29 protein-coding genes are annotated in these 24,993 nt (G+C 44.4%); 9 read left to right on the top strand and 20 right to left on the bottom strand.

Annotated features, from left to right (window positions below):
• Positions 1-211 precede the first annotated feature (211 nt).
• From sdaAA to AB5I83_RS12350, 5 genes are all read right to left on the bottom strand, one after another.
• Entirely contained in the window at positions 212-1,117 is a 906-nt protein-coding gene (gene sdaAA / locus AB5I83_RS12330) for an L-serine ammonia-lyase, iron-sulfur-dependent, subunit alpha (protein ID WP_448975730.1), read from the bottom strand.
• A gap of 27 nt (positions 1,118-1,144) precedes the next feature.
• Complete coding sequence (sdaAB, locus tag AB5I83_RS12335) at positions 1,145-1,810, bottom strand: L-serine ammonia-lyase, iron-sulfur-dependent subunit beta (RefSeq protein ID WP_448975732.1); 666 nt, start codon at positions 1,808-1,810, stop codon at positions 1,145-1,147.
• A gap of 141 nt (positions 1,811-1,951) precedes the next feature.
• A complete protein-coding gene (locus AB5I83_RS12340) occupies positions 1,952-2,995 on the bottom strand; it encodes a GGDEF domain-containing protein (RefSeq protein ID WP_448975734.1) in 1,044 nt (347 codons plus the stop codon).
• A 275-nt stretch (positions 2,996-3,270) separates the two neighbouring features.
• Positions 3,271-4,275: an anti-sigma factor gene (locus AB5I83_RS12345; RefSeq protein ID WP_448975735.1), complete on the bottom strand. Its 1,005-nt coding sequence runs from the start codon at positions 4,273-4,275 to the stop codon at positions 3,271-3,273.
• Entirely contained in the window at positions 4,256-4,801 is a 546-nt protein-coding gene (locus AB5I83_RS12350; protein ID WP_448975737.1) for a sigma-70 family RNA polymerase sigma factor, read from the bottom strand. Before AB5I83_RS12350 ends, AB5I83_RS12345 begins: the two co-directional genes overlap by 20 nt.
• Positions 4,802-4,983: 182 nt before the next feature.
• On the opposite strand from AB5I83_RS12350, the gene AB5I83_RS12355 reads away from it, so the two are divergent.
• The gene (locus AB5I83_RS12355; protein ID WP_167833846.1) at positions 4,984-5,328 is read left to right on the top strand and encodes an ASCH domain-containing protein; all 345 of its coding nucleotides are present in this window, start codon (positions 4,984-4,986) and stop codon (positions 5,326-5,328) included.
• 3 nt (positions 5,329-5,331) lie between these two features.
• Entirely contained in the window at positions 5,332-5,772 is a 441-nt protein-coding gene (locus tag AB5I83_RS12360; RefSeq protein WP_448975738.1) for a hypothetical protein, read from the top strand.
• Positions 5,773-6,097: 325 nt separating this feature from the next.
• Here the strand turns inward: AB5I83_RS12360 and AB5I83_RS12365 are convergent, their stop codons facing one another.
• Positions 6,098-6,559 carry an SRPBCC family protein gene (locus tag AB5I83_RS12365; protein ID WP_448975740.1) on the bottom strand — a complete coding sequence of 154 codons (462 nt, stop codon included), beginning with the start codon at positions 6,557-6,559 and terminating at the stop codon, positions 6,098-6,100.
• Entirely contained in the window at positions 6,552-6,902 is a 351-nt protein-coding gene (locus AB5I83_RS12370; RefSeq protein WP_448975742.1) for a MerR family transcriptional regulator, read from the bottom strand. Before AB5I83_RS12370 ends, AB5I83_RS12365 begins: the two co-directional genes overlap by 8 nt.
• Positions 6,903-7,034: 132 nt before the next feature.
• Here AB5I83_RS12370 and AB5I83_RS12375 point away from each other — a divergent pair, with 132 nt between their 5' ends.
• Entirely contained in the window at positions 7,035-7,223 is a 189-nt protein-coding gene (locus AB5I83_RS12375) for a hypothetical protein (protein WP_448975744.1), read from the top strand.
• 26 nt (positions 7,224-7,249) lie between these two features.
• Here the strand turns inward: AB5I83_RS12375 and AB5I83_RS12380 are convergent, their stop codons facing one another.
• From AB5I83_RS12380 to AB5I83_RS12395, 4 genes are read right to left on the bottom strand one after another with little or no spacing between them, the layout of a single operon-like run.
• Entirely contained in the window at positions 7,250-7,678 is a 429-nt protein-coding gene (locus tag AB5I83_RS12380; RefSeq protein WP_448975746.1) for a protein-tyrosine phosphatase family protein, read from the bottom strand.
• Positions 7,679-7,701: 23 nt separating this feature from the next.
• Entirely contained in the window at positions 7,702-8,121 is a 420-nt protein-coding gene (gene arsC, locus AB5I83_RS12385) for an arsenate reductase (thioredoxin) (protein WP_226645766.1), read from the bottom strand.
• 18 nt (positions 8,122-8,139) lie between these two features.
• On the bottom strand, positions 8,140-9,435 hold the full coding sequence (locus AB5I83_RS12390) for an arsenic transporter (protein WP_448975748.1): 1,296 nt from the start codon (positions 9,433-9,435) through the stop codon (positions 8,140-8,142).
• Between the two features lie 14 nt (positions 9,436-9,449).
• Positions 9,450-9,794 (bottom strand): ArsR/SmtB family transcription factor, encoded by a 345-nt coding sequence (locus tag AB5I83_RS12395; RefSeq protein ID WP_448975750.1) that lies wholly within the window; start codon positions 9,792-9,794, stop codon positions 9,450-9,452.
• Positions 9,795-10,018: 224 nt separating this feature from the next.
• On the opposite strand from AB5I83_RS12395, the gene AB5I83_RS12400 reads away from it, so the two are divergent.
• The 4 genes from AB5I83_RS12400 (at position 10,019) to AB5I83_RS12415 (ending at position 11,720) form a co-directional block, all read left to right on the top strand.
• The gene (locus AB5I83_RS12400) at positions 10,019-10,351 is read left to right on the top strand and encodes an ArsR/SmtB family transcription factor (protein ID WP_226087815.1); all 333 of its coding nucleotides are present in this window, start codon (positions 10,019-10,021) and stop codon (positions 10,349-10,351) included.
• A 147-nt stretch (positions 10,352-10,498) separates the two neighbouring features.
• Positions 10,499-10,669: a hypothetical protein gene (locus AB5I83_RS12405; protein ID WP_448975752.1), complete on the top strand. Its 171-nt coding sequence runs from the start codon at positions 10,499-10,501 to the stop codon at positions 10,667-10,669.
• A gap of 19 nt (positions 10,670-10,688) precedes the next feature.
• Positions 10,689-11,552 carry a permease gene (locus tag AB5I83_RS12410; RefSeq protein ID WP_448975754.1) on the top strand — a complete coding sequence of 288 codons (864 nt, stop codon included), beginning with the start codon at positions 10,689-10,691 and terminating at the stop codon, positions 11,550-11,552.
• 36 nt (positions 11,553-11,588) lie between these two features.
• Positions 11,589-11,720: a hypothetical protein gene (locus tag AB5I83_RS12415; protein WP_448975756.1), complete on the top strand. Its 132-nt coding sequence runs from the start codon at positions 11,589-11,591 to the stop codon at positions 11,718-11,720.
• Between the two features lie 201 nt (positions 11,721-11,921).
• On the opposite strand, the gene AB5I83_RS12420 is transcribed toward AB5I83_RS12415, so the two are convergent.
• The 4 genes from AB5I83_RS12420 to AB5I83_RS12435 all read right to left on the bottom strand — a co-directional run bounded on the left by AB5I83_RS12420 (position 11,922) and on the right by AB5I83_RS12435 (position 15,553).
• Positions 11,922-13,187 carry a hemolysin family protein gene (locus tag AB5I83_RS12420; RefSeq protein ID WP_226645776.1) on the bottom strand — a complete coding sequence of 422 codons (1,266 nt, stop codon included), beginning with the start codon at positions 13,185-13,187 and terminating at the stop codon, positions 11,922-11,924.
• A 121-nt stretch (positions 13,188-13,308) separates the two neighbouring features.
• Positions 13,309-13,860 (bottom strand): undecaprenyl-diphosphatase, encoded by a 552-nt coding sequence (locus AB5I83_RS12425; RefSeq protein ID WP_448975758.1) that lies wholly within the window; start codon positions 13,858-13,860, stop codon positions 13,309-13,311.
• Between the two features lie 97 nt (positions 13,861-13,957).
• Positions 13,958-14,458 (bottom strand): flavodoxin domain-containing protein, encoded by a 501-nt coding sequence (locus tag AB5I83_RS12430; protein ID WP_448975760.1) that lies wholly within the window; start codon positions 14,456-14,458, stop codon positions 13,958-13,960.
• 591 nt (positions 14,459-15,049) lie between these two features.
• Positions 15,050-15,553 (bottom strand): methylated-DNA--[protein]-cysteine S-methyltransferase, encoded by a 504-nt coding sequence (locus AB5I83_RS12435; protein ID WP_448975762.1) that lies wholly within the window; start codon positions 15,551-15,553, stop codon positions 15,050-15,052.
• A 242-nt stretch (positions 15,554-15,795) separates the two neighbouring features.
• Here AB5I83_RS12435 and AB5I83_RS12440 point away from each other — a divergent pair, with 242 nt between their 5' ends.
• Both AB5I83_RS12440 and AB5I83_RS12445 read left to right on the top strand, forming a co-directional pair.
• Positions 15,796-18,834: a GNAT family N-acetyltransferase gene (locus tag AB5I83_RS12440; RefSeq protein ID WP_448975764.1), complete on the top strand. Its 3,039-nt coding sequence runs from the start codon at positions 15,796-15,798 to the stop codon at positions 18,832-18,834.
• 11 nt (positions 18,835-18,845) lie between these two features.
• The gene (locus AB5I83_RS12445; protein ID WP_448975766.1) at positions 18,846-19,700 is read left to right on the top strand and encodes an amidohydrolase family protein; all 855 of its coding nucleotides are present in this window, start codon (positions 18,846-18,848) and stop codon (positions 19,698-19,700) included.
• Between the two features lie 90 nt (positions 19,701-19,790).
• On the opposite strand, the gene AB5I83_RS12450 is transcribed toward AB5I83_RS12445, so the two are convergent.
• From AB5I83_RS12450 to AB5I83_RS12470, 5 genes are all read right to left on the bottom strand, one after another.
• Complete coding sequence (locus AB5I83_RS12450) at positions 19,791-20,750, bottom strand: alpha/beta hydrolase (RefSeq protein ID WP_448975768.1); 960 nt, start codon at positions 20,748-20,750, stop codon at positions 19,791-19,793.
• A complete protein-coding gene (locus AB5I83_RS12455; RefSeq protein WP_448975770.1) occupies positions 20,728-21,300 on the bottom strand; it encodes a helix-turn-helix domain-containing protein in 573 nt (190 codons plus the stop codon). The genes AB5I83_RS12450 and AB5I83_RS12455 overlap by 23 nt, the downstream gene beginning before the upstream one ends.
• Positions 21,301-21,638: 338 nt before the next feature.
• Positions 21,639-23,237, bottom strand: coding sequence for an aspartate:alanine exchanger family transporter (locus AB5I83_RS12460; RefSeq protein ID WP_448975771.1), 1,599 nt, complete (start codon positions 23,235-23,237; stop codon positions 21,639-21,641).
• A 518-nt stretch (positions 23,238-23,755) separates the two neighbouring features.
• Positions 23,756-24,058, bottom strand: coding sequence for an antibiotic biosynthesis monooxygenase family protein (locus AB5I83_RS12465; protein WP_448975773.1), 303 nt, complete (start codon positions 24,056-24,058; stop codon positions 23,756-23,758).
• Positions 24,058-24,993: a siderophore ABC transporter substrate-binding protein gene (locus AB5I83_RS12470; RefSeq protein ID WP_448975775.1), complete on the bottom strand. Its 936-nt coding sequence runs from the start codon at positions 24,991-24,993 to the stop codon at positions 24,058-24,060. Before AB5I83_RS12470 ends, AB5I83_RS12465 begins: the two co-directional genes overlap by 1 nt.

Consider the following 24,993-nt stretch of genomic DNA (forward strand, 5'->3'; position numbering starts at 1 on the left):
TTGTAATCGCCCTTCTATATACATTAATCAGGAACATCAGTTAATCTCTCAATTATCAGCAATATTTTCCCGAAAGTGTTCAATAATCTCTCGAACTTCAGAAATATTCTCTCGAAACTTACCAATATTCTCTCGCTCAACACCGATAATCTCTCATTCTTCCAAAAAAAAACAAAAATCCACCCTCAAATTAAGGATGGATTCACATACATTATTTCTGAATCAAATAATCTACTAGTTTTTCCTTTGGCTTCCCAAAAATCTCTTCCTCTAAGCGCTTGCCTGTTGGTGTCGCCGCAAGTCCGCCTTCTGCTGTTTCCCTTAGTGCGGATGGCATTGTCTGGCCGATGGCGTACATGGCGCCGATGACTTCGTCGCATGGGATTCGGCTTGTGATGCCTGCTAGTGCCATGTCGGCCGCAGTGATGGCGTTGGAAGCACCCATTGCGTTTCTTTTTACACACGGAACTTCAACTAGCCCGGCTACCGGGTCGCAAACCAATCCAAGCATATTTTTCATCGTGATTGCAAATGCTTCAGATGACTGCTGTGGTGTTCCGCCGGCCATTTCGACGATTGCCGCCGCGGCCATACTTGCAGCAGAGCCTACTTCTGCCTGACAGCCACCCGCAGCTCCGGAAATTGAAGCATTGTTGGCAACGACAAAACCGAATGCCGCAGTCGTAAACAGATACTCGATCATCTCCATGCGTGTTGGGTTCAACTTTTCTTTTACTGCAAAAAGTGTGCCCGGAACGACGCCTGCTGATCCAGCAGTCGGTGTCGCGCAGATGATGCCCATTGCCGCGTTCACTTCATTGGTTGCAACCGCCTTGCTAACGGCATCCAATAATAGATTGCCAGCTAGCGATTTTCCGCTGTCGATGTATTTTTGCAACAGGACTGCGTCCCCGCCGGTAAGGCCGGTCTGGGATTTCACGCCAGCCAAACCTCTTTCTACAGCGCGTTCCATGACCTGCAGATTATTGTCCATCTGGGCAATGATCTCCTCACGCGAGCGGCCTGAAACTTCTATTTCCTGCCGAATCATGATTTCGGCGATCTTTACGTTATTTTTTTCAGCTAATTCAACAAGCTCCGCAACATTACGAAACATGGCTAGCCCTCCTGATGTAACTCATATTTAGTCAACGAGACGGATAACCTGGTCAACGCCATCAAGGGCTGTTAACTCTGCATAGACTCCGTTTTCGATTTTGTGATCCATTTCGATGACCATGACTGCTGTATCTCCCTTATCTTTGCGGGAAACCTCCATATGGCCGATATTGATTTGATGCTTTGATAAAACCGTTGTCACGGCTGAAATCAGCCCGAACCGGTCATGATGGACGACGAGGATGGCCGGGTTGCCACCGGACAGCTTCAGCTTGAACGAATTGATTTCAGTGATCTCAATCGTTCCGCCACCGATGGAAATCCCGACGATTTCAAGCTCCTTGCCCTGTCCATCGTAAAGATTTATTTTTACCGTATTCGGATGCTCTGTGACGGCATCCTCAGTGATGAATTCAACTTCGAGACCGGATTGCTCCGCGATTTTCAAAGCGTCTGGAATCCGTTCATCAAATGTATCAAAGTCCATGATCCCGGCAACAAGTGCCCGATCCGTTCCATGTCCTTTATAAGTTTTAGCAAAAGAACCATACAGAGAGATGACGGCCTTTGTCGGCTGCTTCTCGAATAATGTGCGCGCCACGCGGCCAATCCTTGCAGCGCCGGCTGTATGCGAACTCGATGGCCCGATCATCACCGGACCTATAATATCAAATGCAGAACGATATTTCATGGTGCACTGCCCCTTTACCAATCTATTGAAAGCGATTTCATATACTAATACTATGCAAGATTCCTAACCATTGTTATCTTACCACATTCTATATATAGTTTAATCATATATTTAATGGAATTTAAAAACCACCCCTATCAATCAGGATGGTTCATTCACGCTCACTTTATTTCTTCCAGAGTTTTTCGACCTATACAATGCTTCGTCGGCACGGTTCAGCAACAAATCGATATTGTCACCAGGCTGGAACTCTGTAACCCCGAAGCTCGCCGTCAAACTGCCGGCTCCTTTAAAACAGTGGTTCTCGACCATTTTGCGGAAATGCTCTGCTTTTTCATAGGCTTGTCCACTGGCACTGTTGGTGATCAGGATGAACTCCTCTCCGCCCCAGCGGCCGAACAGGTCACCACCCCCAAGATTTCCAGAGACGATGGCAGATAGCTCCTTCAGCACACAGTCGCCAATTTTATGGCCGAATACATCGTTGACCTTTTTAAAATGGTCGATATCGAAAAAGATGATGGAAAACGGTTTGCCTTCTTTTCCCGCAGACTCGAGCCTTTCTTCGAGCCAGATATCAATCTGGTGCCGGTTGGCTATGCGGGTCAGGGAATCGAGATAGGCGTACTTTTTAAGCAAATCTCTTTCTGTAAAAGCGCGGAACATATTTTGCGCGTAATACAGCACCAAGATATAAACGATATTCGCCGCATGGAACTGCGTGAGTGAATCGATTGATTCAGAGGTCATCTGCCCGCTGTAAATCATTCCGATTGTCATTGTGACCATGAAAATAAAAATCGAATAGTACAGGCCTTTTTTTATACCGAGCGCCAAAAAGAAAAACATGATGATGAGAGGCATCCAGACAATGAAGTCTCCTAATGAGCCGCCTCGTTCGGCGAGATCATTGGAAACGACATCAAACATCGTGGAGACATGATACATACTCACCAAAAAGAGAGTGACATATTCCGCTATGCGAATTCCACGATTGGTATAGGCTATAACCCAGCTGATGGAAAACCAGATAATCAGCGTTGTATTAACGACTGTATCGAACAGGCTGTTATCATTTAAAAAGCTATTGATGACCAGCGCAACCGTAATGATTGGGAGCAGCCACATATATACGCTTCGTTTAAGTTCCTCAATCGTTTCAAAGTTATGAAACACTGTTCTCATCTCCCCAGCCGCCATGCATTGGCAACGTGTCTTTAACTGTAAGAACGTATTGCCTGGTCCGCAGCTTTTTAGGCTCAAGTTTTTCCTCGAAAGTAATTATTTTGAATTTGAAATATATTGCTATAGATAGGTGACAATTACTGCCTGAACAGCGGTCTACCCTCTACTTATATTGTACTAGAAAACTCTATTTTAGTATATTTCCAAAAGCAAAAGAAGAAGCAAAAGTCCCAGAAAAGACCTTGCTTCTTCATAAAATTCCATGCTGATATTCGTTATTCTTCAGACCAGTTCCAATAAGACATATCCCCAAGGTTGGCACCCTGGATTTGTTCGTTTTCCTTTAGCTTCAGCAACTCTTTTACCGGACCGGTAACGACAGCGCCGTAGACCTGGAAACCTTCCTTCATCAAATAATCATAGCGCTCCTCAAGGTGGGAGAGCCCGAGGAAATTCTCCCTGTAGCTGGTTGATTCATTTTCCAGCAGTTTTTTCATTTGCTTCAGCATCATTTTCTTATTTTGCTCAGTGAATTTCTCGTCAAGGCCATACTTGCTCTGAGAATTATAGTCATCACCAGTTTCGCGCCCGCCTGTGAAGCCATAAGGATCGACAGACATTGAATTACCGCCGCCGCTCCAGCTTGCAGGTTCAAATCTCTTCATCTCTCCTGTATACAACGGCATCCATAGAACATCGAGGTCATATGGCTTCAGAAATTCCAGCATTTCCTCAGGTGTCATATACTTCTTCGTCGAAAAAGACAGTTCGGCAACCGTTCCTTCATGAACTTTATCCAACTTCGTCCAAACTCCTGGATCTTCATTAGCGCCCAGCTTATTGCCTGTCTTCGGATGTTCCGGCAGGTAAAATCGATATTCTTGCTCGTTTTTAGGCTGAAGGTATTCAGTCTGATTTGTTGAGTACATTGGAACCAACCGTTTGGCCAATTGCTTGGTGCCTACAAGCTCAGGCTCTTTCCCAACCATTTTGAAGACTGGATAGGAAATTTTCTGCGTTAGGAATGGAGTGATCTCGGCTGAATCGATACCTCCAAAATCGTCCCACATATTCGGCTGCGTCCAATCCATCGCCACCCGGCTGTAAAATATATGCTTTTTTTCAAGACCAAGAGAGTGGTAGCTGATCGAAACGACCATCATATACAGCCAAAAGAAGAACAGCGTGGCGAGGATGACCCTGATCACCTTCACCGTCAATGCAAATCGATATTTAAAAAGGATTTTCTTTTCCTTATCCTTAGTCCATTCCATGTTCATCGTCCTTCCATCCTTGTTTTTCCGCTATTTGCGCTAGCCTTTTACGCGCCCGATGAAGCGTGACCTTGACCTGGTTTTCTGTCAGTTCTAACGCTTCCTGTATTTCCTGATAGCTGAACATCTCGACCTCACGCAGATATAGGATCGACCGGTACTGTTCCGGCAAATAGGCCATCAGCTGCTCAAGGTCATCAGAGGTCTCCGCCTGGATAGCTTCGTCCTCTGGAAGCCCGTATGGACTCGCCATCTCGTCCTTTGAAAACAAATAATCCGCGAACGGTACCCATTTCCTCCGCTGCCGCCGGCGCCATTCATCCAGATAAGCATTCCGTGCCACCTTGAACAGCCAGGCCCTGACGTCCTCATTCTGGTAAAAGGAAAGCGAAATCGTTGCCCGCACAAAGGTTTCCTGAACCAAATCCTCTGCCAGTTGATGTGACCCCGAAAGCTTCAGCAAAAAATAATACAGGGGCTTCGTGTACTTTCTATATAAATGTTCGAGTTCATTCCTTCTGCCTTCGTCCATACAACTGCCCCTCATTTTTAAAATCTCGATACTAAAACGATGAACTATGTAAAATGTTACACTCAATCTAACTGTTTTTGTAAAAAAGTTTTCAAAAACCTATTTTCACGGTGAACGGCTTGGCTTTCTTTTTTCGAAGTATGGTACATTTATATAGGAGCAAAACGAAGGGAGTTTTTTCAATGACAGAACAGAATAATACTTTACCGCCAAAAACATGTGAAATCGAGCGTCTTGTTACAATGGAAGACGACGTCAATAAGGTACTGGAAGGCAAAAAAACTGCGACTCGCCGTAACGGCCGTTATGCAGATGTAGGCGAAGTCATGGAGTTAAAAGGGAAGAAATTCGTGGTGGATCATGTCTACTCACAATCTCTTGGCGAATTGACAGACGCTGACGCACAGCGTGAAGGCTTTGAAACAGTCGAGGAGTACAAGCAGTCAATCCTGTCTTATCACCCAGGAATGCCATGGCTTCCGCAAATGCGCGTATGGGTCCACGAATTCAGCCCTGTTGAAGAATAAAAAATGAATCTGGCATATCGAATCATTATTTATCTTCACGTCGCAAGCGTGGTCATGTCGATTGGCCCATTCTTCATACTGATGCCAATTGTAAAAAAACTGCCTGATGCAGTGGGAAAAGAACTGGAGGCATATCTGGCAACATTGAAATCAGCTGTCCGGCTGTCAAAGCACGCCGGCCATGTACTGATTGGAACAGGAGTGCTGCTCGTCATCCTCGGGCCATGGACATGGAAAACACCGTGGATCATTGCGACTCTGGCCTTACTGTTTGCCTCGCTCTTCTTCCTTGCTAGGGCATTCTCGCCGACACTCAGGAAATTTGCCGAAGAAGGCGCGAATAAAATAGAACTCTCCGCAAAATTGAAACGCACCATCTGGACATACATCATCTTATTGATGTCCATGCTCTGGTTCATGGTCGTGAAGCCGAATTTGTGGTAAGCCGTTTTTAAGCCCGGGCACAGTTGCCCGGGCTTTTTAATTGGGGAAATCTGCGACTTGGTCGATATATTTCGAAATCCGCCGATATATTCAGAAATGTGGTCGATATATTTCAAAATCCGCTGATATATTCGGGAATGTGGTCGATTTATTTTGATTTTCGCCAATAAAATAATCAGCTTTGATAATTTTAGCCAATGAACCACTAAATCTGCCGGTAAATTTCCTTAACTGAAGCAAAATCCCTTTGCAGATTACTCCATTTCTCAAAATTGAGCAGGTTCTTGCCATAAGAACTGCCATCACAAAAATGGCAGCCTTGTAATCACTTCTTCGCTTCTTTCAAAGCTTCCTCTTCCACTCTATCCATAAAATCCGTGACGACTTTTTTGTTGTTCTTCTCTCCGCCCAATTTCAGTAACGTCTTGCCCAGGAAGTTCAGCCCCGTATTCTGGCCTTGGTAAATAAATCTGGTTTCATTCTCCCCGATCTTGATCAGCGTGTACGCTGCTTCAATTTGAAATGCTTTGGCTAGCGTGAAACCTATTTTGTGGTGTTTTTTATCAGGAGTGTTTTCGTGCTCGAGGTCTTCAACGATATACGTCTCGATCCGCTTGCCTTCTTTATATTTCTGCTCATATTTCGACCCGACGACTCCTTCTTTCTTTTCTATCACCTTGTTCTCTATCACATTCGGCATGATTCGCTGGATGTTCTCCAGCTCGAATAATGTCCAGATACTTTCGATATTGACTGGAATGATCCGTTCTTCGTGCCACTTAATCATTTTCTGCTTCCTCCATTCCAAATTCGAAGAAATCATCCATTTCTTCAATGAGTTCATTCAGTTCCTGCACCTGATTGACGAGTCCCTGTCTTTTCTTCCATAAGATTTGTTCCAGGTTTTCAAATGATTCATCGTTCACAACGGTCAGCATTTCCTGGATGGTAAAATTGAATCGTCTCAGATGCACCAATAACCTTGCTACCAAATAGGATCCGTTGTCATAATAGCGATACTTATTATTTGGGTCGATGAATACTGGCTCGAGCAGCTTGATCTCCGCATAATATCTGAGCGTCTCCTTGCTGAGTCCCGTCATTTTGGAAAATTCGCTTACCTTGTACATGTCGGCCCCCTTGTACAACCATCATAAACTATGTAGTGCACCACAAAGTCAAACAGATATAGAAAAACAGCCACGAAAAAGTTTGTGGCTGCTCTAGCATGATTCTCTATTGCTTCTTGTTAAAATAAAATCATGATTAAAATCTATCGTCAAACCTTTTACTTCATATTCAATCGAAGGATCAACAGCGACCTTGATTCCATCGATGAGCATAACCTCATCGTCTTCTTCCGGCTCATCCAGAGCCAGTCCTATTTTGGAGCGCCTTCAGCTGATGCCGGCGAAGTACAGACGGATACCAGATACCTGATCATTCATTAATTGTTCGCGTGCTCGCTCTGTGATCTTCATTTCTTTTCAGGAAAAATCCTTTCAAGAGATGTGATCAATTTTGAATCAAGATTCAGCACTTCACGAACTTCCCTTGCTTTCGTCTTTGCTTCCTCGATGCTGTCTGCTTCATTCAGCTTCAGTAAAGTTCCAGCGGCAAGAGTGCCTGTCCGGGTTCTGCCCGTGGAGCAGTGGAAGTAAATGTTTTTGCCAGACTCATATGCCACTGCTACCTCATCCAGCGCCTTTTTCACCGACTCATCCTGCTGGGAATCGTCATCATACATAGGCAGATGGGTTCGAGGATAATCATAATTCCCCTCTTTGTTTTCCGCTCGAAGGTCATATACCATATCAATTTTTTCATTCTCAAGCAGTTCGGGGATTGCGTTTTCGCCTCCGATAAAAACCCTGCCTGGAATCAACGCCTGATAGTTCTTGCTCATTCAATAAACCTCCTTAGTAAGGATTATTTTCCTGTTTCAGCAAATGTCTTGATGCGATCGCTGATTTGGTCGCGGACGCGCTGGAACACGGCCCACTTTTCTTCTTCTGTTCCCTCAGCTTTTGCCGGGTCGTCAAAGCCCCAGTGTTCGCGTTTCACATGTGGAGGTGTTACAGGGCAATGCTCGTCTGCGTGCCCGCACAGTGTGACGACAAGCTCTGAATTGTTCAGGATTTCTGGATCGATGACATCTGATGTGTGGCCAGTGATATCGATTCCAACCTCATTCATCGCCTTTATAGCGTTTGGATTCAAGCCGTGCGCTTCGAGACCTGCACTCTTTACTTCCCACTCGTCTCCAAGATATTTTTTTGCCCATCCTTCAGCCATTTGGCTTCTGCAAGAGTTTCCAGTACATAAGAAGTAGATTGTTTTTTTAGCCATAGTCGATTCGCTCCCTTGTTAGATAATTAGCAACCAAATATATAGACCTACCAAAGTGATGAACAGAGTAGGAATGGTTAGAATGATTCCAGTTTTAAAATAAGTGCCCCAAGAGATTTTGACGCCTTTCAATGAAAGAACATGAAGCCACAATAGTGTTGCCAGTGATCCAATCGGCGTAATCTTCGGTCCTAAATCAGATCCGATGACATTCGCGTAAATCAACGCTTCGCGGACAACACCTGTTGTGTTAGTATCCGCAATCGCCAGTGCATCAATCATGACAGTTGGCATATTGTTCATGATTGAAGAAAGAATCGCGGCAATGAAGCCCATTCCGATCGTCGCGACAAACAATCCCTGATCAGCCGCAGCCTGAATGACATCCGCAAGAACGTTCGTCAAACCAGCGTTTCGCAAACCGTAAACGACCACATACATCCCAATCGAGAAGAACACAATCGCCCATGGTGCGCCTTTTACAACGGTGGTTGTATGAACAGCTGGGCTTTTCCTTGCCATCAACAAGAAGAAAATCGCGACAATACCGGCAATGAAAGATACCGGTATGTTCAGGAATTCACTTCCGAAGTACCCAACAAGCAGGACTCCCAACACAATCCACGATAAGCGGAACATCTTCATATCCTTGATCGCTTCAGCCGGCTTTTTCAAATCAGACATATCATAGTTCTTCGGTATGCTCTTTTTGAAAAATAAATACAACACCAAAATACTTGCACCTAATGAGAAGAAGTTCGGCACAATCATGCGGGAAGCATATTCGACGAATCCAATATCAAAGAAGTCGGCAGATACGATATTGACAAGGTTGCTGACAATCAGTGGCAGTGATGTCGTATCGGCAATGAACCCGCTCGCGATGATAAAAGGAAAAACCATTTTTTCCTCGAACTTAAGATTCCGTACCATCGCCAGCACGATTGGTGTCAAAATCAGTGCGGCTCCATCGTTTGCGAACAATGCCGCTACCGCTGCACCAAGCAAGGTGACATATACGAACATCTTAACTCCGTTACCCTTTGCGGCCCGTGCCATATGTAAGGCGGACCATTCGAAAAATCCGATTTCATCCAAAATAAGTGAAATGATAATTAGTGCGACAAATGTAAGGGTTGCGTTCCAGACGATACTAGTCACATCAACCACGTCCTGGAAATCGACCACCCCAAAAATTAATGCTAAAACAGCTCCACCAACTGCTGAATATCCAATGCTCAGCCCTTTAGGCTGCCAGATGACCAGTGTCAGCGTCACAAGAAAAATCAATGAAGCTATAATCGGTAAAGACAATCCACACACCTCCGTTATTCACAGGAAATCCGCTTTCCCTGCTTTTCAAGTTCTGTTAATTTTTCTTCCTGGCTTGGCAGTGCCTCCAAGAGCAATTGAACAAATTCAAAATGCTCGTACTGCACATTCAGTGAATAAAATACCCACTGCCCCCTCCTGCTCTCTTTTACCAAACCTGCATCCTTCAGCTTGCGGATATGCTGGCTGATCGCCGGCTGGCTGGCTTCGAAAATCGCTACAAACTCACAGACACAGCAATCGTGGTCCGCAAGAATTCTCATCATCGTCAAACGCGTCTTGTCACCAAGCAGCTTAAGTACTGCAGCAGCCTGATCCATTTCAATAGTTTGCATAATCAATTACTCTCCACCTCCAAATACTGTATTATCATATAATGATTTGCTTATATGTTCAATGATTATTTGTCATTTTTCAGTTTCTTAACATTCCCCCAAAAATATTATTTATCAACTATTTTTGATTTAGCAGTTGCAAAATGGTTTTACAGGAAATATAATACAATATATCAAGAAATTTTGATTAAGGAGAGCTGAGAGTGGAAAAATTCATTCCTTTAACAGACCTGACAACTGACACTAAAGCAGCCAAGGAACCGCCGCTTCAAAGCACTTTTGAAAAATATGAAAAGAAATTCAAAGCCCTTGCTGACCAAAAACGCCTGCACATCCTCAACCTTCTATGCCAGCAAGACTCCAGCTGCGTTTGCGATTTAAGTGAACTGATTGACATGCCTCAATCAAAATTATCGTATCATCTGAAAATTTTGCTTGATGCCAATCTGATCCAGAAAGAAACGAAGGGAACCTGGAGCTACTACACAGTTAACACCGAAGAAATCAACCATCTACTATCTCCAGAGCTTTGCTGCCTTTTCAGACCTAGCAACTGTTGTTAAACTCTTTTCGTCCACGTTTAGATTTTGCTACCTAATTAATTTAACAACGGTTCGAAAAGAGCATATCCAGCAAGGTCTCTTTTTTCAGTCGATTAATCAATTTTTTTTGATAAATAAATCAACATATTTTGATTAAGGAGGATTTATATGTTTTATCAAGATTATCAAGCAATTGCACAGTTAAAACAGCAGGACGTTGAAAGGAAAGCTAGACACGCATGGAAGTTCTTTGAACAGCCGGAAACGAAGCAATTCCCTTTGATTTCCCGTGAGCAAAAACAGCAGCCAAAATGCTGTCCAATTCCAGCTAATTGCTAAAGAAAGAAGGTAGAGGACAATGATTGAATTTCTAAAAAGCTTTTTATGGATCGCTCTAGAGTTAACGGTGCTTTTTATCGGGATTTCCTTTCTGATCAGCTTGCTCCAGGGATATATTCCTTATGAAAAAATTGAAAAGAAACTGACAGGACGCAATAAAGTGCTTGCCAGCTTTGCCGCCATTCTGTTTGCCTTCATAACACCGTTTTGCTCTTGCTCCACAATTCCAGTAGTCGTCAATATGCTGAAAAAGAAAATACCGTTTTCAATCGTTATGGTTTTCCTCTTCGCTTCTCCGGTATTGGACCCGACAATTTTAACCATCATGGGTGTCGTGATGGGGTGGAAAGTTACAATCATATACACCATCATCACAAGTGCTTTATCAATTGTCATCGGCTTTACGCTTGATAAACTCGGATTTCAGCGCTACGTCAAAAATGTCATCATGTCTGGATATGAAGAAAAGAATCAGAAATTCAATTGGAGATTTGCTTTAGACGAAACCTGGTCGCTGATGAAAAGTGTCTACCCTTACTTGCTGATCGGTGCTGCGATTGGCGCGGTCATTCACGGCCTTGTTCCAACTGAAATCATTACGAAGTGGTTTGGCCATGATGCATGGTGGCTGATCCCAGTGGCTGCAATCGCAGGAATTCCATTATACATCCGGCTCTCAAGCATGATTCCGATTTCGCAAATGCTGATTTTAAAAGGAATGGCACTCGGTCCCGTGATGGCGATGATGATCAGCTCAGCCGGTGCCAGCCTGCCTGAAGTCATCCTGTTAAAATCGATTTTTAAAAAGCAGCTTGTGATTGCCTTCATCGCATCTGTCATCACCATGTCCACTGTTTCTGGGTTTGTGTTCTATTTTATCTAATAAATCAATTTTTCTTGATGAAAGGAGGTGAAATTAATGGCTAACTTGATCAAAATCCTGATGGGCAGCAACTCGAAGTCTGATTGCTGCAGCGTGAAAATCAAAGAAGTCCAGGAAACAGAAGAGAAAAACGAAGCTTGCTGCGACGGCGATGCTACTTGCTGTTAGTATTTTTACAATAAAAGGAAGACGATGCAATTAACGGGGGTTTTCGTGCAATTAGCATCGTATTCCGTGCAATTACATGACCTTACAGTGCAATTACAGGTCATATCTCTGCGATTATCGCTCATCATTAAGAGAATAATTTTTCCAGCAAGCAAAAAAGGTGGAACCAGGCTCTTAAATCGCCTGATTCCACCTTCTTTTTTACTCTTCTACCTCTAAAACGGGCATGATTTCCACTTTTATATTACGAATACGGTGATTTTCTACTTCCTTGACGATAATTCGCAGGTTTTCGTAGACGAATGTATCCCCGTTCACCGGGATGCTTTCCAATGTTTCAAAAATCCAGCCGCCGAGGTTATGGTACGATGTGTCCGGCATTGGCACATGGAACAATTCGGAAAAATCATCGAGATCGTAGGCCGCATCGAACTCATACGTGCTCTCATCGATCTTCGTCATGATATTGACCTTTTCATCGTGCTCATCCCAAATCTCACCGACCAGCTCTTCGAGGATGTCTTCAAGCGTAATCAAGCCGCTTGTTCCCCCGAATTCATCGACGACGATCGCCATATGGCTCTTCGTCCTTTGCAGCTCTGGCAGCAAGGTCGCGATTTTCATCGATTTCACGACGAACATCGGCTGGCGCAGCATCTCGCGGACATTCACTTCTTTATTCTGGATCATTTCTGCAAAAAACTCACGTTCGGATAAAAATCCGATGATATTATCTATATTGTCCTCATAAACCGGAACTCGAGAGAAACGTTCTTCTATGAAAATCTGTTTGATTTCCTCGAGTGACTGGCTTACTTCGATTGTAATCATGTCCATTCGATGTGTTAAAATTTCGCCGACAAGAACGTCGTTAAATTCCAGGGAACGGTGCACGAGCTCCCTTTCCTCATTATTAATGACACCCTCTTCTTCACTGATGTCGACCATCACCTTGATTTCTTCTTCAGTGACGGAAGGTTGGACTTCTCCATCCTTCGAGAACATCCTCGATACAGATGCCTTCAATTTACTGAACACGAAATTGATCGGCGTCAGGATTTTGATCAGCAACAGCAGGATACCGGAAATTTTTAACGAATAAGCTTCTGCATTTTCCTTTGCGATAGACTTCGGCAAAATCTCACCAAAAATCAGGATTAAAATCGTCATACCAAATGTACTTACGATCAGACCTGTGCTCGCTCCGAAGATATCAACAGCTACCTTCGATGAAATACTCGCCGCCGCAATATTGACGATATTGTTACCTACTAGAATGGTAGACAGCGCGTCATCGAAATTCTCGGAAATATACAAAGCATTCTTGCTTCCAACGCGGCCTTCAGACTCATAGTTTCGCAGCCTGATTTTGTTGACGCTGGAAAAAGCGGTTTCTGCCGATGAAAAGAAGGCAGACAACAGAATTAAAACACCTAATAAAATGACTAAACCTATGGGAACTTCCAAAAAAATTCACTCTCCGAAAAAAAATTTGTCAGAATATATTTTACTGGTCTAGAGTAAATAAATCAAATACTCTATCTCAGCTTCATTTATGTACGATTTACCCGGCACAAAGGTTTCATAATCAGAGATTTTTCATTTCCTTGCCTGTCAATTTATTCTTGTTTAGCATTTCGATGTTTGGAATCAGTCGATAGCCTAGGTAGGCAAACCACGATCCTAGAAATGCACCAAAAAGGATATCTGCCGGATAATGCACGCCGGCCCAAATTCGCGAAAAACCAACCATTCCGGCAAGCAGAACCCATAAATATGTATGCTTTCTTTTAAACAGCCAGAACGTGACCGCCATCGTGAAAAAGATAATACTATGATCGCTTGGAAATGAGTTGTTCACTTCCATCTCAATCAATTGATTCACATTTTCAAGCGCTGCAAACGGCTGGTGATTGGAGTGGAACATGCCCGCAATTTTCCCGGCTACTTCTGCTAAAATAAGCGACACTAAACCGCTCACCACCATCAATCGGTTTCCCGGCTTACGACTGAACAAGTATATCAGGACGGCCGCCGCTAACAGGTAAATTGCATTGTTAGCGATAAAAACAAAGACAGGATTTAAGGCTTCGAATTCCTTTCCAGCGCCATTAATCATTCTGAAAAGCTCTATATTCATACTGTTAAAACACACTCCCCCAGACAAAGTACTTTGATTATACAATATTTCCAGCGTTCAAAATAAAAAAATCGAAGGCTCAGGAAGCCTGCGATTTTTAGACAGGTAAATACTTATTATTTCGATTAACAGCTTCCGCAAATTCATTGATCGATTCCAGGTCGAGATGCGAAACTTCTTCTGTCGACCCGCTTACGCTTTTTGCAATGATCTTCTCGAAGAAGTTCATTTTTGAAAAAATGAACTCACCCCCGAACAATCCCTTCGCTACGGCCGCTTCCCTGAGGTTTGGCGGGAATGCATTCTCAAACTGAAAGTGTGCCTCCTGCCCTTCTCGCATACAGCATAGGAACAAGCCAAGGTTTTTCCGTTGGAGCACGTCCTCATGCTCTTTCATGAATTTCTTGATTTTCCCCTGGATGCTGCCGGCGTGAATCGACCCGCCGATCATCACCGAATCAAACAGCTCCAAATCCGAATGAAGCTTCGTCTTATCCAGATTGATGGCAATGACATCCCCTTCAATCTTCTTCCGTAAAAGATGTGCCGCTTTAGCTGTCGTACCATGTGTTGAGCAGTAAACAATCAAACTCTTCATTCAATCGCCCCCATCAGCCCTCTGGTATCCCAGACCACCGTGCATAGTCCATTTGGGTTCATTATAGCTTTTTGGTAAAGAAAAAGTGTGAAAGATGTATGGCAATTTTCTAACAATTCAAGTTTAGCATGATGAGGTGATTCCTTGATGCAGTTTCCTCTTCAACCCGCTCCACATTATGATTTGAATGTTCGGATAAATTTCGCTGAACCTCATTTACCCGAACATTATTCTCTTTTATGTGACGATACTCTTCCCTGAGTCCTTTTTATCTGCACATTAACCTGTTTTATGTGACGATAATTTTCCCGGAACCCTCTTTATCCGCACATTAACCTCTTTTATGTGACAATAATCTTCCCGGAACCCTCTTTATCCGCACATTAACCTCTTTTATGTGACGATAATCTTCCCGGAACCCTCTTTATCCGCACATTAACCTCTTTTATGTGACGATCATCTTCCCGGAACCCTCTTTATCCGCACATTAACCTCTTTTATGTGACGATAATCTTCCCGGAACCCTCTTTATCCGCACATTAACCTCTTTTATGTGACGATAATCTTCCCGGAACCCTCTTTATCCGCACATTAACCTCTATAATGTACTTTCTCCAGCTCTAATAAGTGCTGTTTCATTGGAATTCCACCGCGGTATCCTGTGATCGCCCCGTTTTTTCCAATGACCCGATGACAGGGTACTGTGATCAGAACTGGATTAGCCCCAATGGCTGTTCCAACTGCTCTTACCGCAGCAGGCTTTCCGATTTTTTCTGCAATATCTGAGTATGTAAAAGTCTCCCCATAAGGTATTTCCTTAAGTGCACCCCAGATTGCTTCCTGGAATGGTGTCCCTTTTACATCGATGGGCAGGGAAAATTCGGTGCGCTTGCCTTCAAGATACTCAGTCAACTCTTCCTTGTACGGTTTCATGATTTCTTCATTTTTTTCAAAAACAGCCCAAGGAAAACGTTTAGCCATAACATCATAGTCTTCTTCCGGCGATCCAACATAGCATAGGCCATTTTCAGTTGCCGAGATATAAATTTCGTTGTGATTAAAATCGAGGATATCCCAATAGATTTTTTGCTCCACCACTCATCGCTCCTTCTAACCTTCTTTTCCTCATTATACTAAAAAAGAAAGCCACCGTTTCAATACGAAAAAACATTAAATTCTAAATTTTCTTTACTCTAGCGAATTTTCCCTTTACGATGGATATGGAGTGCAAAACACTCCCATCAAATCAAAGGAGGTTGAGCAAAATGGACAATTCAAAAAAGAAGCTTATTTTAGCGAAAAAGGAAGATGGCCCATAGTCAGGGAGGAGAATCGTAATGACACAATTGAACAAGGTAATTCAAATCGAGAAATACCATGAAGGGTTGGCGGCCGGGATCGCCAGGATGTGGAATCTGAGTCGTGACGGCTGGGGCGGCGATACGCGCGTCATGACGGAGGAACAGGTGAAAAAGAAGGAAGCCAACTCCGACAATATCGAGCTCTACCTGGCGCTGGACGGTGAAGAAGTCGTCGGGTACTGCGGTTTGTCTGAGTATAAGGAGGATACGGGATCTTTATATATCCCGCTGCTTAATGTCAGGCCCGATTACCAGGGGCATAAGATAGGCAAGAAGCTTCTTCTTCAGGCGCTGGAAAAAACGGTGGATCTGGGCTGGCCGCGACTTGACCTATATACCTGGGCCGGGAACACGAAGGCCGTTCCGCTTTATAAAAAATGCGGATTTTTCTGGGAGGACCGGGATGACTCGACACACTTGATGAATTTCATTCCGCAGGTTTTGAACACAACGCTGTTAAAACCAGTCTTTGAACAAATGGATTGGTATGAGGACAGCACTAGATTGATAGAAGTGAAGCCGGACGGCCATAAAGAGAATGGTTTTACTTTCTATGAATATAGCTGGCAGAACGCTGAAACGTCAACACGAGTACAATTCGAACGAACAAGCCGCGGCATCAGCTTGATTGAAACGGACGAGTTCATTCTGCAGTTGAGAATCGCAGACCATGAAGTGATTCAGGAGGAAGAACGGGAATTCGAAATCACGGTCGTGAACAAGGGTGCAGCACCGCTCAGCTTCAAGGCAAGCGGCATCGGCAATGAGCGAATTAAGTATGATTTTACAACAGAGCAATTGGTAGATGATGAATCTACTATATCCGCTGCCTTTACCGTTCAAAAGGGAGAAGAACCGAGCAACTGGCATACCCATCCTAGCATCAGGGCGACTGTTTGGATCAACGGTCTTGAATGCGAGTTGAAGCTGGGGGTCTTCCCAATCAATCCGGCAAAAATAGAAGCCAGCTACTCTGGCAATCTCTCGTTCCTGGACAAAGAAACGTCTATCGATGTTGAAATAACCAATAACCTGCGGGAGAACGCTGAGTTTCAATTATGCTTCCCGGAGAATGAACAGGTTGTTTTAAAAGGGAACACGGTCACCACCCACATTCCTGCCAGTGGCCGGAAGACAGTTTCTGTGCCATTGACGGTGAAAAAGCATGGATTTTACAAGCCTGAGCTGACGATTACAGCAACAAAGAATGATGGACAAAAGTTAAGCTTCAAACAGGATGTTTCGGTTGCCTTCAAAGGTCCTGGAGTGAAGTTCGGCGGTGAATCGAAGGATTTCTGGCATATTTTCAACGGTCTTGGACAGATCAATGTCCGCAAACGGGATTTGGTGACGGCTGTTGCGAAAAGTAAGCAGAACCTTCCTTTTGCCTTCCTGACACCAAAGCTCGGAAAGCCATATTCGCTCGAGTTTACCAAGAAAAAGCCTACATCGGTTACCTGGGAGGTCCACGATTCTTCGGTCGATTTAAAAATCTGCCTGGATTCAGCAGATATGGAAGGCTTGCGCTTAACACAGACGTTCCGTTTATTTGGTGATGGAATTCTCGAAACATGGGCAGAGGTTGAAAATAAAGGTGAAAGCACCCATCCTGATGTGGCCTTCAGCCAGCCTGTTCACCAGGATCTGGAGCAGGTCAGCTTCCCGCTTGATGGCGAGGTTGTTTATTTTTCCGAAAATCGGATCATGGAAATCGGCGAGCTGGATCCAGAGAGAATCACAGGGAACTGGTATTTTTCTGAAGGACATTCCGGCCCAATTGGATTGACCTGGTCAAAGGAGAGCAACGCTGGTCCTGAAAGCTGGCAATTCATCATTGAGGACCAATTCGGAAAGCTGGAGCCAGGTGCTAAAGCTGTGTCCGGAACCATTACCCTTTCACTTGGTGCATTCCAGACTGTCGATGATTTCATTGCCTATGCAGAGCAAGCCCCTGTCTTAAAGAAGCCTGAAAGAACAAGCGAGCTGAGTTATCAATCAGACCAGCTTGTAATCAATCCTGATGCTGATCCGGAATTCACTTTAAAAACATACCGTAACAGCTATCTGGACGGGACTTTAACCATCGGAAATGAGAATCATGATATCACCGCAAAAATGGAGAAAACCTCTTATTCCGTGACAGTGCCAATAACAACTTCACTGCCCGTATCTATCATCGAGGCTGCATATGAAGGCAATGGAACAGAAGCTAGATTCAAAGAATTGCTGCTCTCTCCTTCTGGAAGGGTAACTAGCAACTGTGAAGATGACCGTTTCATCGTCGATAACGGTGTCATCACCCTTAAGGCAGATCCAGCTTTCTATCCTGGAATCTATTCAATGGAAGTGAATGGCCACGAATGGCTCGCCAATTCCTACCCAGAGTTGACGGCGAAGAGCTGGTGGAATCCTTGGGCCGGCGGAATGAAGACCGCACCAAGAGGAATCAACACCTTCTCCCTGTTAAAAGAAAACAGCCATGCTGAAGTGGTTGAAAAGAAAGACAGTGAAGGAAACAAGTGGAGCGGACTCGCGATCACTACTGAGTTCGAGGAACATAAGCAGTGGAAAGATGTCCAGTATGTGCAATATTATTTGATGCTTCCAGGCGTGCCGGTTGTCGCATCTTTAGCAGAAATTAAGGATGCTGGCGGGAAAAACCTTGCAGATGATGTTTGGATCACAGACCTCTTCGTCGGTGGCAATCAGCTGACCGATGTGAAGATTTCAGTCAGTGACAGCCAGCAGGGGCATGCTTATCACGCAGGCAGTGAGGAAATTCCTCTACTGTTGGATGGAGATTCGTATTTTACTTCTAACCACTGTGATGATAAGTTTTACATGATTCCGAATAATGATGCATTCCTAACTGATGCGTATACAAATAAAGAAGTTTTGCAGCTTGTCTCAAGGCACAAAGGCGACTTTGAAAAAAGCGCTCCGCTATTCCTGCTGTTTGATGAACGCAGACTGACTGGCCACTTGCTGAAAAAGCTTAGAAGAGTCCAATTTTAAAAGGAGAAACTATGAAAATCATCGATGCCCATATTCATCTATCAAACATTAAATCCTTTTATGAAACGGCAGAGAAGCTGTCATTCGTCGACTATTCCACAGATGGCATTCTAAAGGAGTTCAAGGAAGCTAATGTGGTTCTCGGAATCGGCATGGGCCTGACGGAAACCGATAAAATGGGATTCCCAGATTATGAAGCCCGTACGCCAATGGGGCTTGATATGGAAGAAGAACTCCCGGCCAACATTTTTTTCTGCGCCGGGGTCAACCCATACGACCTGGATGAGGCAGCCCTTGCCCGGCTTGAGGCAGAATTGCATAATCCGAAGACGGTCGGAATTAAAATCTATCTTGGGTATTATCCGTTTTATGCGTATGACGAAGTGTACGAACCGGTCTATAAGCTGGCCGCGAAATACCAGCTTCCAGTTGTGTTCCATACCGGCGACACCTATTCGGAACGGGGTTATTTGAAATATTCCCATCCGATGGCGATTGACGAGGTCGCAGTCAACCATCGTGACGTGAATTTCATGATGGCCCATTTCGGGGATCCTTGGACATTGACCGGAGCGGAAATCATTTATAAAAACCCGAACGTTTTTGCCGATTTATCCGGGCTGATCGTCGGGACAAAGGCTGAGCTGGATAAGCGCAGCCAGGGGCGTTTCCTCGACCATTTGCGCCATGCACTCGAGTTCGCTGATTCCTACGACAAGCTGCTGTTCGGCACAGACTGGCCGCTGATTCCAGTCGGTCCGTATATACAGTTTATCAAGGACCTGATTCCGCCTGAGCACCATGAAGATGTATTTTACAATACCGCTCTGAAGGTGTTTCCAAAGGTCAAGTCGTTTTTGGAATAGAGTTGAGATATTGTAGAGAAACAAGAAGAAGTCCCGTTACCACTATGGTAATGGGACTTTTACTTTTAAAGGTATATCTATGAAGTCATTTTAAAGATATCTCTGAAGCCAGGAAGTCAGATGCTTTGCCGCCTCAGAATGAATCGGCTTTCCGATTGTTTTTAAGTAATCCTTTTTGTAGGATGATGGCCTCAGCGGTGTAAGCTGTTCCTTCAAACCGTGGTCCATGTTTTCGACGACGTGGATTTCATATTCTCCCTGGACAAACTGTTCAATGCGCTTCAGCCTTTCAGGGTTGGCTTGAAAATCTTTTGCCCCATTGATGGCCAGTACCGGGCATGTCACTTTGGACAGCGCCTCTTCTATATCGAGCGCAAAATGCTCCCTGAAGTACTTGGCCGGCATTTTGATGAAACCCAGCGTTTTCGTTACATCTTTTCCAGAATCAATCATTTTCTGATAGGTACCCTGTGCTTGTTTTTCAGCTTTATCGAGGGTGTTGAACTTGTTGATGATGAAGCCCTGAAGTCCCTTCTTTTCTCTCATTTCTTTATAAAGCAGTTGTCTTTGGTGATCCAGTGCTTCTTTCAGTGTTTCACCTCCGCCTGAAAGAAGAACCAAACCTGCTGCCGGCCTGATTGCGTTCAGGGCAGTTCCGACCATGCAGCCTTCGCTATGTCCAATGATGATGAGTTTGCTTCCATCGACTTTTGGATGAGCTTCAAGCAGATCCAGCGCTGCTTCCCCGTCTTTTAACGCATCAGATAGCCCGGCTGAATGGAAATTCCCTTCGCTTTCACCCACACCTCTTTTATCATAGCGGAACGTAACAAATCCAAGTGATGTACACAGTTCAGCCAAATCCTTATATAGATCAAATTTAAATTTTCCATTAGGGGTGCTGCCATCACGGTTCAATTCTCCTGACCCTGGAAGGAATATAATTGTCGGGTACGTCTCCTTCCCTTGATCCGGAATCAACAAAGTCCCTCTTAACTGAACATCACTCTTAAAAGAAATCTCCTCTTTAACCATCTGGGCGTTCATCATCCTTATTCCCCTCTTCAATGTTATGGTGGGTTGTCAATATATTGGTAACTGTCCGTTTCTTCCTGTCCGGTGTTTCTTCATTGTGAAGAAGCGGTGTGATCAATTCGACGTACTTCCTGATAAACTCACTATATTCCTCATCACTGGCATATAATGTTGCTGTCCTGAAGCTCGCCATGTCTTTTTGAAAATCGTAGTTAGGTTGGCGGATATATGACTCAAAATCCATCAATACATTGGCCATGAACTTTATAAAGTAATCCAGATGCTCATCAGGTCCAGCCTTAAGCACTTCATCCCTTGAGACGACTTCGTTGTTTTTCGGCAAAGCGTAGACTTTCTCAACCGTCCCGCGCACCTGGTTTTCCTCGACCACTTCGATGATCTTTCCATCAAGCAGCTTTTTCAAGTGACGATACAAAGTCGCCTGTGGCACCTCCGGCAGTTTCTCAGCAATCTGCTGTACTGTCTTCCTCCTCCCGCTGGATAACGTGTGAAGAACCTTCATTCGTACCGGGTGTAAAATCAAATCTGCTTTCGTTTCCTTCATCGTGATCACCTGCTGTGTATTAGTTTGCGATTATTATCATTATCAATAATGATAATGATAATTCCTTTTGAAAATATTGTCAATGATTATTGGTAAAATTTTTCACCAGATTTTTTATGGACCATTTCCTGCTTTCTTGGCTTGATTTTGTCCGTCATTGGCTTGTTGATGGACAGTTTCCTTCTATTCCGATCTGATTTTGTCCATGATTACCCTGGTGACGGACACTTTCCTTCTCTTCTAACCTGATGATGGACACTTTCCTCATCTTCCACCCAAGTTCTGTCCGTCATTAAAAAACTCCCGCTGGAATGCCTTTCTGCGGGAGTTGTTCAATCTTATAAAAAGAAAACCAAAACCTGTGATGCCACGGCAACGGAGATGAGCGCGAATGGGTAAGCTGCTGCGTATGCGATGGCGGGATCTTCGGAATCCATCAACTGGTTGGTTGCGCCGAGTCCGGGTGTACTGGTCATTCCTCCGCACAATGCTCCTAATGAGTGAATGATGCTTAATCGGAAAAGCTTTCTTGCGATGAAGAAGCCGGCTACGACTGGCAGGATTGTAATGATCGCCCCGCCGATGACAAGGTTGAAGCCTTCCTGCTGAATGACCTGCACGATTCCTTTACCAGCTGTGGTACCAGCGCCGGCAAGGAATAAAACGAGTCCAATATCGCGGATGACTTGGTTTGATGGCTGGTAATAGCGCGCATGGATGGGACCAAGTTTTCCGAAGTGGCCGATGATCAAGGCGATGAACAACGGTCCGCCAGCAACACCAAACGTAATTGTTCCAAGCTTCGGGAAATGGAATGGAATCATACCGGCCAGCACTCCCAGCAGCAACACTAAGCTTAGCGAAAGGATATGGATATTCGTGACCGTCAGTTTCTTCCTGCTGAACAGCTTTTCGGCGTCATCCAAACGGTTTTCACTGCTGACGAGTGTCAAAACATCCCCTCGTTCCAGCCGCCATTTCGAGTTCTGGTTGAATTCAAAACCGCCGCGTTCAATCCGCGTAACTGTCACTCCGTATGTGCGCCTTAATTCAAGCTCCCTGATCGTCTTCCCTATCAATTCAAGCGAGTCCACTGTCACCTTGCGAAGCTCAACATGATCATGGTTCTCGAAATTCGTCTCGACTTCTTTGCCTATATCTTCGCATAAGCGTTCTAAGTCACTCCGCAGACCGACGGCAACGAGCCTGTCCCCCACTAAAATAACCGTATCATTGAGAGCGATGATATTCCGGTCCCCGCGGATGACGCGGCTGATCACAACAGTATTATATTGATTGAACTCCAATTCTTTTAAGGTTCTTTTATTGATAGATGGATTCGTCACCTCGATGGTGATGACTTCAGGTGACTCATCATTGCGAACGGGGCCAGATTTCTTTTTCAGATCCTCCGCTAAATCCACCTTGAGCACGCGTGGCAAAAGCTGTACGAACAGCACAACCGCTAGGACGCCGAATGGATAGGCAATCCCATACCCGACCGAAGCGAGCGGATCTCCAGTTGCCTGCAGTGCCGCCGCAAGTCCAGGTGTACTCGTCAACGCCCCGGTCATGATTCCGATGCTTAGGGCCGGAGACAGATTGAACAGCTTGGACACAGCAATCGTCGTGACTGATGCAACGAGAACGATCAACAAGCTGATGATGCCAAAAACAACTCCGCTCGTTTTCATCATCCGGAAAAAGCGCGGCCCAGCAGATAAGCCAACTGCCACAATAAATAAGCCGAGGCCCAGCTGCTGGATGACCGGCGACACCTGGTAGCCGAAGTGGCCAAATACCATTGCCGCCAGCAAGACACCGGATGTTCCAAGACTTAGTCCCCGTATTTTGATTTCTCCCAGCGCCGAGCCAAGAAATAAGATGACAAATAGTAAAATTAATGGTTCCTCAAGCAAACCAATTATGCCGTCCACAGATGATTCCTCCAATGATTGCGATTATGATAGTGATTGCGATTCCGATAACCATTGTGAAAGTCTACACAACTTAGAATAGCACGATGCCTAAAATTTTCATAACCAGTCCGTGACGAATTTAGTACAAAACAACACCAAGCTGATGGAAACGCTCTCATATTCAAGCCTTTATGCGTTTTCCTCAAAAAAGGTATCTGTAAACCGTATTTTGCCGCTCCAACAGTGGAAGATTGGCATTTTCAATGCATAATTTATTAGCTGAAAACTTCAAAAATATAAATTGGTAAGCCAAACCCTCTATTTTTAGAGTAAAATATCCCTTCCAATAGAGACCTTTTAATTAATATAGCGGGTTTTTCGATATTATAGCGAGTTTTCCTTTTATATAGCGACTTTTCTTCTTTTATAGCGAGTTAATCTTTTATATAGCGACTTTTCATTTTATATAGCGAATTGGAAAATATCGCTCATTTTTTCCAAATGAAAAAGAGACCCATTGCTGAGTCTCTTTCCGCTTATATCACATCATAGACATCCTGGGAGGATTCAAGGATATAATCTGGTTTTGGCTGGCCGATTTTGGCTTTGTGGCCGGCGATATGGTCAGGATGCTTCTCCCAGTTCTTCCAGTCTTGTTCGGATTGCCAGCTGATCATGACCATGACTTCTTCATCGCCCCGGCGGCTCTTTTTAATGAGAACCTGTTTATCCAGGAAGCCCGGCTGCTGCTCAATCAACATACCTTTTTTCGAAAAGCGTTCGATCACCTGGCTGGAATGTCCTTCTTTGACTAGTATTCTCTTGATTTGATAGAACATTATAGTGCCGACCTCACTTCATCGATCATGGACTGCATTGACTGCAAGCCGCCGCCGCTCAAGTACCAGTTTGTGCCGTCAAGGTAGATGACTTTGCTGTTTTTGAAGGCATCAGTCTTTTTCACAAGTTCATTTTCGATTGTTTCCTTCGCGCCGACTTCGCCACCTACTGCTGCGGTACGGTCGATGACGAACAGGATACCAGGGTTTTTCTCAAGGATATATTCGAAAGTGATGCTCTGGCCGTGAGTGGATGCTTCGATATTTTCATCTGCCGCCTTAAATCCGAATACATCGTGGAGGAAACCGTATCGGGAACCGGCACCGTAAGCGCTGACCTTACCTTCATTCGCTAGCACAAGCAAGGCTTTTTCATCTGCAGCAGAAGCTTCTTTATGGATTTCATCTATGCTCTTATTGACTTCCGCTAATTTCTCCGTCACGACCTCTTCTTTTTCAAAAATCTCACCAATCAGTTTCATGTTCTTTTCAAAGGATTCCATATACTTTGTATAGTCCATGCCAACAAAAACGGTAGGCGCGATTTCCGCAAACTGATCGTACAATTCAGCCTGTCTTGCAGAAATGAAAATGACGTCCGGCTTCATCGCGTGGATTGCTTCAAAATCTGGTTCTTTCAAACTGCCGACATTTGTGTATTCCTTGCCAGCGTATTTTTCCAGGTAGTCAGGAACGATGGCCTGCGGTACGCCTGTTACCTTTACACCAAGTTCATCAAGGGTATCGAGAACACCAAAATCGAACACGACCACTTTTTCAGGGTTCTTTTTGACCGTTGCTTCTCCGTATTCATGTTTGATGGTCATTTCATTTGCTTCTCCGGCTGATGCAGTTTCTGCTTTTTCCTCTGAGCCACAAGCTGCCAATGCAAATACCATCGCTAAAACAAGTACTAGTAAACTATATTTTTTCAT

Source organism: Mesobacillus sp. LC4 (genome assembly GCF_053543455.1).

What these genes read in the sequence shown, in the direction of transcription:
- AB5I83_RS12355 (WP_167833846.1), top strand. Translation starts at nt 4,984, where the DNA reads ATGACAGAACAGAATAATACTTTACCGCCAAAAACATGTGAAATCGAG.
- AB5I83_RS12415 (WP_448975756.1), top strand. Translation starts at nt 11,589, where the DNA reads ATGGCTAACTTGATCAAAATCCTGATGGGCAGCAACTCGAAGTCTGAT.
- AB5I83_RS12445 (WP_448975766.1), top strand. Translation starts at nt 18,846, where the DNA reads ATGAAAATCATCGATGCCCATATTCATCTATCAAACATTAAATCCTTT.
- AB5I83_RS12430 (WP_448975760.1), bottom strand. Translation starts at nt 14,458, where the DNA reads ATGAAGAGTTTGATTGTTTACTGCTCAACACATGGTACGACAGCTAAA.
- AB5I83_RS12455 (WP_448975770.1), bottom strand. Translation starts at nt 21,300, where the DNA reads ATGAAGGAAACGAAAGCAGATTTGATTTTACACCCGGTACGAATGAAG.
- AB5I83_RS12410 (WP_448975754.1), top strand. Translation starts at nt 10,689, where the DNA reads ATGATTGAATTTCTAAAAAGCTTTTTATGGATCGCTCTAGAGTTAACG.
- AB5I83_RS12440 (WP_448975764.1), top strand. Translation starts at nt 15,796, where the DNA reads ATGACACAATTGAACAAGGTAATTCAAATCGAGAAATACCATGAAGGG.
- sdaAA (WP_448975730.1), bottom strand. Translation starts at nt 1,117, where the DNA reads ATGTTTCGTAATGTTGCGGAGCTTGTTGAATTAGCTGAAAAAAATAAC.
- AB5I83_RS12370 (WP_448975742.1), bottom strand. Translation starts at nt 6,902, where the DNA reads ATGTACAAGGTAAGCGAATTTTCCAAAATGACGGGACTCAGCAAGGAG.
- AB5I83_RS12450 (WP_448975768.1), bottom strand. Translation starts at nt 20,750, where the DNA reads ATGATGAACGCCCAGATGGTTAAAGAGGAGATTTCTTTTAAGAGTGAT.
- arsC (WP_226645766.1), bottom strand. Translation starts at nt 8,121, where the DNA reads ATGGCTAAAAAAACAATCTACTTCTTATGTACTGGAAACTCTTGCAGA.
- AB5I83_RS12375 (WP_448975744.1), top strand. Translation starts at nt 7,035, where the DNA reads ATGATTAAAATCTATCGTCAAACCTTTTACTTCATATTCAATCGAAGG.
- AB5I83_RS12340 (WP_448975734.1), bottom strand. Translation starts at nt 2,995, where the DNA reads ATGAGAACAGTGTTTCATAACTTTGAAACGATTGAGGAACTTAAACGA.
- AB5I83_RS12405 (WP_448975752.1), top strand. Translation starts at nt 10,499, where the DNA reads ATGTTTTATCAAGATTATCAAGCAATTGCACAGTTAAAACAGCAGGAC.
- sdaAB (WP_448975732.1), bottom strand. Translation starts at nt 1,810, where the DNA reads ATGAAATATCGTTCTGCATTTGATATTATAGGTCCGGTGATGATCGGG.
- AB5I83_RS12365 (WP_448975740.1), bottom strand. Translation starts at nt 6,559, where the DNA reads ATGATTAAGTGGCACGAAGAACGGATCATTCCAGTCAATATCGAAAGT.
- AB5I83_RS12360 (WP_448975738.1), top strand. Translation starts at nt 5,332, where the DNA reads ATGAATCTGGCATATCGAATCATTATTTATCTTCACGTCGCAAGCGTG.
- AB5I83_RS12425 (WP_448975758.1), bottom strand. Translation starts at nt 13,860, where the DNA reads ATGAATATAGAGCTTTTCAGAATGATTAATGGCGCTGGAAAGGAATTC.
- AB5I83_RS12380 (WP_448975746.1), bottom strand. Translation starts at nt 7,678, where the DNA reads ATGAGCAAGAACTATCAGGCGTTGATTCCAGGCAGGGTTTTTATCGGA.
- AB5I83_RS12465 (WP_448975773.1), bottom strand. Translation starts at nt 24,058, where the DNA reads ATGTTCTATCAAATCAAGAGAATACTAGTCAAAGAAGGACATTCCAGC.
- AB5I83_RS12345 (WP_448975735.1), bottom strand. Translation starts at nt 4,275, where the DNA reads ATGAACATGGAATGGACTAAGGATAAGGAAAAGAAAATCCTTTTTAAA.
- AB5I83_RS12470 (WP_448975775.1), bottom strand. Translation starts at nt 24,993, where the DNA reads ATGAAAAAATATAGTTTACTAGTACTTGTTTTAGCGATGGTATTTGCA.
- AB5I83_RS12350 (WP_448975737.1), bottom strand. Translation starts at nt 4,801, where the DNA reads ATGGACGAAGGCAGAAGGAATGAACTCGAACATTTATATAGAAAGTAC.